The sequence below is a fragment of the Candidatus Propionivibrio aalborgensis genome (assembly GCF_900089945.1).
Classification (GTDB): domain Bacteria; phylum Pseudomonadota; class Gammaproteobacteria; order Burkholderiales; family Rhodocyclaceae; genus Propionivibrio; species Propionivibrio aalborgensis.
Window position 1 is genome coordinate 1 of the sequence record NZ_FLQY01000361.1, and the last position, 8,059, is coordinate 8,059.

Consider the following 8,059-nt stretch of genomic DNA (forward strand, 5'->3'; position numbering starts at 1 on the left):
GTGCTCTTGTCGGCCTGCACCCTGTTGAACTCGTCTGCATAGCCGTGGATCGGCCAGGCGAGTGCGGTGATGAGTGAAAGGAACACAAGAATGATCCTGCTGTTCATGATTGGTTCTCCGTCAATGAAATCAGCGCGGGCCGTGGTGCGGCAACATGCGGGTCAGCACGTCGTCCCTGTCGATGAAATGGTGCTTGAAAGCGGCGGCTGTGTGACCAACTACGACGGCCGCAAGCAGCACGTTAAGTCCCCAGTGAACCGTTTCGAGCATGTCGCCCAGAGCCTTGTTCTTCGCCAGCAGATCGGGCAAGGGGAGTACACCGAAGAGCACGGTCTGGAAACCCTTGGCCGAACTCATCAGCCAACCCGAAAGCGGGATGATGAACATCAGCAGATAAAGAAGGCCATGCGCCGCCCGGGCGATGAGCTGCTCGCCGCGGCTCATACGGTCGGGAAGATCCGGAGGACGGTGCGTCACGCGCCAGATCAGGCGCATGACGGCGAGCAGAAAGACGGTAACGCCGGCCCATTTGTGCCAGGAGTAGATCATCAAGTTGACGATTGCGTTGCCTCGATCGTTAGAACCAGGGCGCACTTTAAAGGTTTCAACTGCCGCTTTACAGAGGGTAATCCGGAATTGATTGTTGCAGTCTGCGCAACAAAAATGATGAGCTTCCCTATACTCTCGCTCCCCCGTCCGACAACCCTTGAACAGCGAAATTTCAGGGCGTCGCTCACTCGCGCGAAGGCTGGCGCTTGCCGTCCTCGGTGAAATCATAGAGGTGCGAATTGTCGGCAGATTCCCAGAAGTACTTACCCTTCGAGCGGAACAGCAGCTTGCGGCGGTTGTTTTCCATGTCCGACCTTGCGCCGGCAGTCGCCAGCTCAACGGCTTCCGCATAGGGTTTGGTGTTCTTCGCCTGCTTGACCTCCAGTAGCAGGGTCTGTTCGTTCACCTGCACGCGGTACCTGCCCAGGCTGTAGAGCAGATGCATCGCATAGAGGTTGTCAAAATCTTCGTACTCCCCCGCGTCACGACGGAAGTCCCGCGACAGCACGGAGGGAAACCGGTTAGGCAAATCCTTGAACGCCACCGGTGGCTCATCATGCGGATCGACAAAGGTGGAGCCATCGTATTTCTTGTACAGCACGACATCCATGGCGTAGCCGCGGGCGCCCCACTCCTTGATGAGTTTCATTGCCATTTCCATCGGGATATTGGCCGTTGCGGCGACGACGATCCGGCGGCGCTTGAGCAGCCTGGCGCTGGTCACTTCGAGGTGTTCATAGCCCGCCCCGAAGCGGAAGGCCGCGCCAATGGTTTTGGCGCAGTTGAGGCGCATGTAGTCGTATTTGACCTCGCCATCGTGGTACTCGGTATCCTCGGCCTGCCGGTGATAGTCGGCGTTGACGCGCTGAAAAAAGTCCGTCACCGCCGTCTTCTCATCAGCCGGTACGCCATACACCCGCACACCGATGACCGAGCGCTTGTAGATTTCGCCGAAATCGAGGCCAAACGCTGCTGTATCAGCAAGCGAGGAGGAGGTCTTGAACAGATACTCCTTCTTCGGGATGCCGAGCATGAGGTCTGCGGTGTAGAAGCCGGAGGCGTGCTCGTCTGAGCGGTCGGCATAGAAATTCGCCGAATACACCAGATCATCCCCCGGCACCCCATCGCGTACGGCCAGTGCGAGATGGCCGGCCGAACCGCCCTTGGACGTTCCGAAGCTGATCAGCAATTCCAGGTCGTAGGTATCCTGCCTGAGAATTTCGGTGATTTCATCGATATTGGCAGGCGCGACGCCATCCTTGCTTCCGAAATCGGCGGCGACCAGCTCCGTCGCAAAGAACAGAGTTGCCGCCACCAGCCCGTACGCAAATCGCGCCCTCATCGTCCTCACTTGGCTCTACCGCTTCTTCACGAAGCGCCCTGGACCGGCAAATGCTCGGGGATATACTTGAAGGGATAGTCGGAGGTCGTGGTGCGCGACACTTTGCGTTTGGGTAGCGTCACCTTCTTGGCTGGCATTGCCTTGTATGGCACCTGCTTCAGCAGATGGCTGATCACGTTCAGGCGCACGCGCTTCTTGTCTTCCGAAAGTGCCACGAACCACGGTGCCCACGATGAATCCGTGGCGGCGAACATGTCGTCACGAGCCTGTGTGTAGTCATCCCAGCGGTTGAACGATTGCACGTCCATGGGCGATAGCTTCCATGTCTTGCGACCGTCATTGATGCGATCACGCAGGCGGCGCTCCTGTTCTTCCGGGCTCACTTCCAGCCAGTATTTGAGCAGGATGATTCCGGATTCGACCATCGCGCGCTCGACCATCGGCGCCGCGTCGAGGAACTTCTTGGTCAGCTCGGGCTTGCAAAAGCCCATGACCCGCTCGACGCCAGCGCGGTTGTACCAGCTGCGGTCAAAGATGACGATCTCGCCCGCCGCAGGGAAATGCGCCATGTAGCGCTGGAGGTACATCTGGCTTTTTTCGCGCTCGGTCGGCGCGGGCAGGGCGACTGCACGGAAGACGCGCGGACTCACCCGCTCGGTGATGGCTTTGATCGTGCCGCCCTTGCCGGCGCCGTCACGCCCTTCGAAGACGATGCAGACCTTGAGCCCTTTGGCGACCACCCATTGCTGCAACTTGACCAGTTCCACGTGCAGTTGTTTGAGTTCCTTGGCATACTCTTTGTTGGTCAGCGGCGCGGCTTTGGGTTCCTCAACAGTCGATTCGTTTCTCGTCTTCTTGTGAGCCATGCTTATCTCCATTCATGCGTAAGGAAAACCGGTGATCTTCGATCGATATTTGCAGTGCCAAATACACCCGATACCGGGCATGTGCGCTCCCTTGAGCTGCGCAGAACGATGCTGAATACAACGGCCTGACTATAGAAGCACGCCTACTTTACGGTATACCCCTTTCCTTCGAGGCATGCCGCGCGGGCCTTGCCGAAGGATGCATTCTGCTGTTGCGTAGCCGCCTGCTGTTGCTGCTGCCCCTGCTGTGCGGCTGCGGCATTCTGCCGGCGGCTCTGTCCTCGAGCAGCCACCGCGCCTACTGCAGCACCTGTTCCTGCATCTCCGCCCAAGGCTCCACCGACAATTGCGCCACGCACAGCGCCTCGCGCTCCTGCGCCCGGCGTCGTGCCCGTTGCGGTTGTCGGTGGCTGTGCGGCTGCCTGTTGCGGAGGTGGCTTCGCAGGATCGAACCCGCTTTGCTGAACGGCCCATGAATAGCAGGAAGCCTCGTCACTCTGCTGCTGCTGTTGGGACTGTCCGTTTGCGGGGTACACGTATTGCTGTGCGCTTGCATCACCGACCATTGCTGCAACCGACACAGCTATCCAGAGGGCTCGCTTGTTCATGTTCGATTTCTCCAAAAAGATTTGACACAGAGCAGGGCGACAATTAATCGCAATCCTCTCCGCAGGCATACGCAGCTTCGAGTAACTCAGGTATGGCCCATTTCCTCACATCAAGGCTGCTTATTTGATGTAACCGCGATTCAGCATGAGTTAGTCGCCGAACTCGGTTGCAGCAAAGGTTCCGAGGCGGCAAGTTCAGCACCATGCCAATATTGTACGTCGCTACGCGAGATTTATGAACGGCTAATATTGCATATGGCAAGCCGGGTCCAGCGTAAATCCGGTGCGTAGTGGGAGAGGCTTTCTTGTAGGTGCGCGAGAGCGAGCTGCAGCCCGGCAAATGAAAAGGCCCCCATCTCTGGAGGCCTCGGTGATACTGGTGGGCCCGCACGGATTTGAACCGTGGACCAAAGGATTATGAGTCCTCTGCTCTAACCAACTGAGCTACAGGCCCGGAAAAGCGAATATTCGTTATTGGCTACCGCTGTCCAGGAAGCTGCGCAGTTTGTCGGAGCGCGAGGGGTGGCGTAGCTTGCGCAACGCCTTGGCTTCGATCTGGCGAATTCGCTCGCGAGTAACGTCGAACTGTTTGCCGACTTCTTCGAGCGTGTGGTCGGTATTCATTTCGATGCCGAAGCGCATGCGCAACACCTTGGCCTCACGAGGCGTCAGGGTATCGAGCACGTCCTTGGTGATGAAGCGCAGGCTGGAGAAAAGCGCGGCGTCGGTTGGGGCGAGCGTCGCCGAATCCTCGATGAAGTCGCCAAGATGCGAGTCGTCGTCGTCACCGATCGGTGTTTCCATGGAGATCGGCTCTTTGCTGATCTTGAGGATCTTCCGGATTTTCTCTTCCGGCATTTCCATTTTCTTGGCCAGCGTCGCGGGGTCGGCTTCGAGGCCGGTTTCCTGCAGAATCTGGCGCGAGATGCGGTTCATTTTGTTGATCGTTTCGATCATGTGCACCGGGATGCGGATGGTGCGCGCCTGATCGGCGATCGAACGCGTGATCGCTTGGCGAATCCACCACGTGGCGTAAGTCGAGAATTTGTAGCCGCGACGGTATTCGAACTTGTCCACCGCCTTCATCAGGCCAATGTTGCCTTCCTGAATCAGGTCGAGGAATTGCAGGCCGCGGTTGGTGTATTTCTTGGCAATCGAGATCACCAGTCGCAAATTGGCCTCGGTCATTTCCCGCTTGGCACGACGGGCCTTGGCTTCGCCGGTGGACATCTGCTTGTTGATATCCTTCAGCTCCTTGATCGGAATGCCGATGCGATCCTGCAAGGCGAGCAGCTTCTTTTGCTCTTCTATGACGTTGGGGGCATTGCGCGTAAGTGTCGGCGCATAGGCCTTGCTGCTGGCGGAGGCGAGTTCCTCGTCGACCCAGTCGAGATTCATTTCGTTGCCGGGGAATACCTTGATGAAGTGAGGACGCGGCATGCGAACCGTGTTAACACAAATACGCTGAATCTTGCGCTCGCAGGCACGAACTTCTTCAACCATGCCGCGCACCGAGTCGCACAGGCGTTCGATAGTCTTGGAGGTGAAGCGGATGCCCATCATCTCATTGGAGATCTTCTCCTGAAGCTTGAGATAGTTCTTGTCCTGGGAGCCCTTCTTGACCAGCGCGTTGTGAGCCCTGTTGAAAAGCGATTTGATAACGGCGAGCCGTTCCAGACCTTCTGTCTTGAGCTTGAGCAGAGAGGCCGCAGCCGCTGCACCTTCGGCTGCTTCTGAATCCTCGCCTTCATCGCTCTCGACGGCTGCCTCTTCGTCCTCTTCCAGTTCTTCTATGTTTGCGTCGGCATTGATCAGGCCGTCGATCAACTCGTCAATGCGCATCTCGTCACATTCGATCCTGTCGGCGCAATAGACGATTTCGGCAATTGTCGTCGGACAGGCGGAGATGGCCTGAATCATGTGCTTGAGGCCGTCTTCGATGCGTTTGGCGATTTCGATTTCACCTTCACGCGTCAGCAGTTCGACCGAGCCCATTTCGCGCATGTACATGCGCACCGGGTCGGTTGTACGGCCGAATTCGGAGTCGACTGTGGAAAGAGCCTGTTCGGCCTGCTCTTCAACGTCGGAGTCATCGGCCGCCGCAGCCGGCGAAGAGTCGGACATGAGCAGGGTTTCAGCATCCGGTGCCTCGTCGTAGACCTGGATTCCCATGTCGTTGAAGGTGCTGATAATGCTTTCGATCTGCTCGGCATCAACGACATCATCCGGCAAGTGATCGTTGACTTCAGAGTAGGTCAGGAAGCCACGTTCCTTGCCTAGCTTGATCAAGGTCTTGAGCCGCATCTTGCGCGTCTCATCATCAATCGGAGAAGGCTGATTGCCGATTTGCGCCAATAATTCGGCCGCCCTAGCCTTTGCTGACTTGCCGCTTGTACCCTTTGCCATGACCAATTCCCGGTTTGCGTTGTACTGGAAAAACCCCAAATTCTACCACAACTTGCGTTGCATCAGCCCGATCGTCCGCGTGCCCCCAACGCCTGCAGATAGTGCTGCTTTTCTTCACTGCTCAGCCCGGCCACGCCGAGTTTGTAGACTTTCTCCTGCAGAATATCGAAAGCGCGTTTGCTGTCTCCTTCCCGTAGCCGTTTGACCACACCGTCAAACTCGGCATCGATATCCTCCTCGGCGAAGGGGTGTTGCATCAGTTCGGCTGCCGCCTCACGGAGAACGCTCTCATCTTCATTGCCTCGCAAGCGCTCAAGCAACGCCGCGTAGGATGGTGTCGGATTACCCGCCGCCACAATCGTTTCGCACAAGTATCTGACTGCGCGTACTTCGGGCGAATTGGTTCCCAATACGTCCAGCGGAAGGCCTTTCGCCAATTCAGGCTTTTGCAGCAACAATCGAAGCAGGCGGGGAAACAGCGAATATTTCTGTCTCGGCGCCTTCGCCGGTGCAGATCGTGCAATCGGACGCAAGTTGCACAAGCGCTCAACTTCGGGCTGGGAAAATCCGCTGATTTCAGCGAGCCGTTTGACCAACTGTAGTCGCAATAATGGCGTTTGCAAGCGGCCGAGCAATGGTTTGGCTTCAGCCACCAGTCTGGCGCGTCCCTCGGCGCTGCTGATGTCGCAATTCGAAGCCAGTTCCCGCAGCAAGAACTCGGAGAGTGGCGTCGCCTGAGCGATCGTGCGCTCGAATGCCTCAGTGCCCTGGCCGCGAATAAAGCTGTCGGGATCGTCGGCCTCCGGTAAAAAAGCAAAGCCGATGCTTTTCTTCTCTGGCAGTGCTTCCAGGCTGTTTTCCAGTGCCCGCCAAGCAGCCTTGCGGCCTGCTGCATCGCCATCAAAACAGAAAACGATGTGGTCAACCTGACGTAGCAGTTTTTGAACGTGCGTGGTCGTGGTGGCCGTGCCGAGAGTCGCTACCGCGTTGCCGACCTTGTGCTGTGCAAGCGCTACGACGTCCATGTAGCCTTCGACGACGATGGCCGTGTCTTTCTCGCGCAACGCAGTGCGCGCCTGCGGTAATCCGAACACTTCCCGCCCTTTTTCGAAAAGCGGTGTTTCGGGCGAATTGAGATATTTGGGTTCGCCTTCGCCCAGCACGCGGCCGCCAAAGGCGATAACTTCACCCTTCTGGTTCATGATCGGGAACATGATCCGATCACGGAAGCGGTCATAAAGGCGTCCCTGTTCGTTCTTGATGACCAGACCGACGAGCTGCAACGCGGTGATGGTGTAATCTTCGAAGGCCGCGCCAAGGTTCTGCCAGCCGTCCGGTGCGTAGCCGATGCCGAATCTTTGAGCGATTTCACCACTGATGCCGCGGCCCTTGAGGTAAGCGATCGCTTTTTCCGAACGCTTCAATTGCTCGTAGTAGTACTTGGCCGCACGCGCCATGATCTCGGTCAGTGCGGTGATTTTCGGGGCATCGTGCGCACGATTTTCACGGCCTTCTTCTTCCGGCATTTGCAGCCCAGCACGGTTGGACAGTTCCTTGATCGCGTCGATGAAACCGAGACCGGAATACTCCATCAGGAAACCGATGGCCGTTCCGTGCGCACCGCAGCCAAAGCAATGGTAAAACTGTTTGGTCGGGCTGACCGTAAACGAGGGTGATTTCTCGTTGTGGAACGGGCAACACGCTGCAAAGTTGGCGCCTGCCTTCTTCAGCGGGACATAGCCGTCAATCAGATCGACGACGTCCACGCGGTGCAGCAGTTCCTGAATGAACGACTCCGGGATCATGGACGTAGTGAAGAGTGAGGCGTGAGGCGTGAAGAGTAAAACCGGAGGCCTGGTTCCACATTCATCAAATCGACCTTTCTCCTCACTGCGGCCGCGTCACTGAGGCGCGAGCGCCGCTTTCACACGTTTTGAAACTTCGGTCATGTCGGCACGCCCGGCAAGCTTCGACTTAAGCAAGGCCATGACTTTGCCCATGTCACCGGGGCCCGCGGCGCCTGTTTCGGTAACGGCGGCTGCAATGGCTTCGGCGATTTCGCCGGAGGAAAGGCTGGCGGGCATATACGCTGAGAGCAACTGGGCTTCGAATTTTTCGGCATCGGCAAGTTCTTTGCGCCCGGCCGCCTCATATTGCGTGATGGAATCGCGACGCTGCTTCAGCATTTTGTCGATTACGGCGATGATTGCCGAATCTCCGAGCTCGATACGGTCATCGACTTCCTTTTGTTTGATCGCCGCCAGCAGGAGCCGGATCGCGTCGCGCTT

The 8,059-nt window shown here is 57.4% G+C and carries 7 protein-coding genes and 1 tRNA gene; all 8 read right to left on the bottom strand.

Going from position 1 to position 8,059, the window contains the following annotated elements; genetic code table 11:
• Positions 1–129 precede the first annotated feature (129 nt).
• Entirely contained in the window at positions 130–549 is a 420-nt protein-coding gene (locus tag PROAA_RS19195; protein WP_245664305.1) for a cytochrome b, read from the bottom strand.
• A gap of 184 nt (positions 550–733) precedes the next feature.
• Positions 734–1,891 carry a hypothetical protein gene (locus PROAA_RS15435; RefSeq protein ID WP_186412201.1) on the bottom strand — a complete coding sequence of 386 codons (1,158 nt, stop codon included), beginning with the start codon at positions 1,889–1,891 and terminating at the stop codon, positions 734–736.
• A gap of 26 nt (positions 1,892–1,917) precedes the next feature.
• Positions 1,918–2,757 (bottom strand): polyphosphate kinase 2, encoded by an 840-nt coding sequence (gene ppk2 / locus PROAA_RS15440; protein ID WP_186412202.1) that lies wholly within the window; start codon positions 2,755–2,757, stop codon positions 1,918–1,920.
• Positions 2,758–2,900: 143 nt separating this feature from the next.
• Entirely contained in the window at positions 2,901–3,365 is a 465-nt protein-coding gene (locus tag PROAA_RS15445; protein WP_186412203.1) for a glycine zipper family protein, read from the bottom strand.
• 377 nt (positions 3,366–3,742) lie between these two features.
• Positions 3,743–3,819, bottom strand: a tRNA-Ile gene (locus tag PROAA_RS15450).
• Between the two features lie 17 nt (positions 3,820–3,836).
• Positions 3,837–5,771, bottom strand: coding sequence for an RNA polymerase sigma factor RpoD (rpoD, locus tag PROAA_RS15455; protein ID WP_186412204.1), 1,935 nt, complete (start codon positions 5,769–5,771; stop codon positions 3,837–3,839).
• A 62-nt stretch (positions 5,772–5,833) separates the two neighbouring features.
• Complete coding sequence (gene dnaG / locus PROAA_RS15460) at positions 5,834–7,576, bottom strand: DNA primase (RefSeq protein WP_186412205.1); 1,743 nt, start codon at positions 7,574–7,576, stop codon at positions 5,834–5,836.
• 96 nt (positions 7,577–7,672) lie between these two features.
• Positions 7,673–8,059: GatB/YqeY domain-containing protein (locus tag PROAA_RS15465; RefSeq protein WP_186412206.1), on the bottom strand; the 387-nt coding region annotated here is incomplete at its 5' end.

Coding starts and splice junctions, on each gene's coding strand:
- PROAA_RS19195 (WP_245664305.1), bottom strand. CDS start 549: ATGATCTACTCCTGGCACAAATGGGCCGGCGTTACCGTCTTTCTGCTC.
- PROAA_RS15435 (WP_186412201.1), bottom strand. CDS start 1,891: ATGAGGGCGCGATTTGCGTACGGGCTGGTGGCGGCAACTCTGTTCTTT.
- ppk2 (WP_186412202.1), bottom strand. CDS start 2,757: ATGGCTCACAAGAAGACGAGAAACGAATCGACTGTTGAGGAACCCAAA.
- PROAA_RS15445 (WP_186412203.1), bottom strand. CDS start 3,365: ATGAACAAGCGAGCCCTCTGGATAGCTGTGTCGGTTGCAGCAATGGTC.
- rpoD (WP_186412204.1), bottom strand. CDS start 5,771: ATGGCAAAGGGTACAAGCGGCAAGTCAGCAAAGGCTAGGGCGGCCGAA.
- dnaG (WP_186412205.1), bottom strand. CDS start 7,576: ATGATCCCGGAGTCGTTCATTCAGGAACTGCTGCACCGCGTGGACGTC.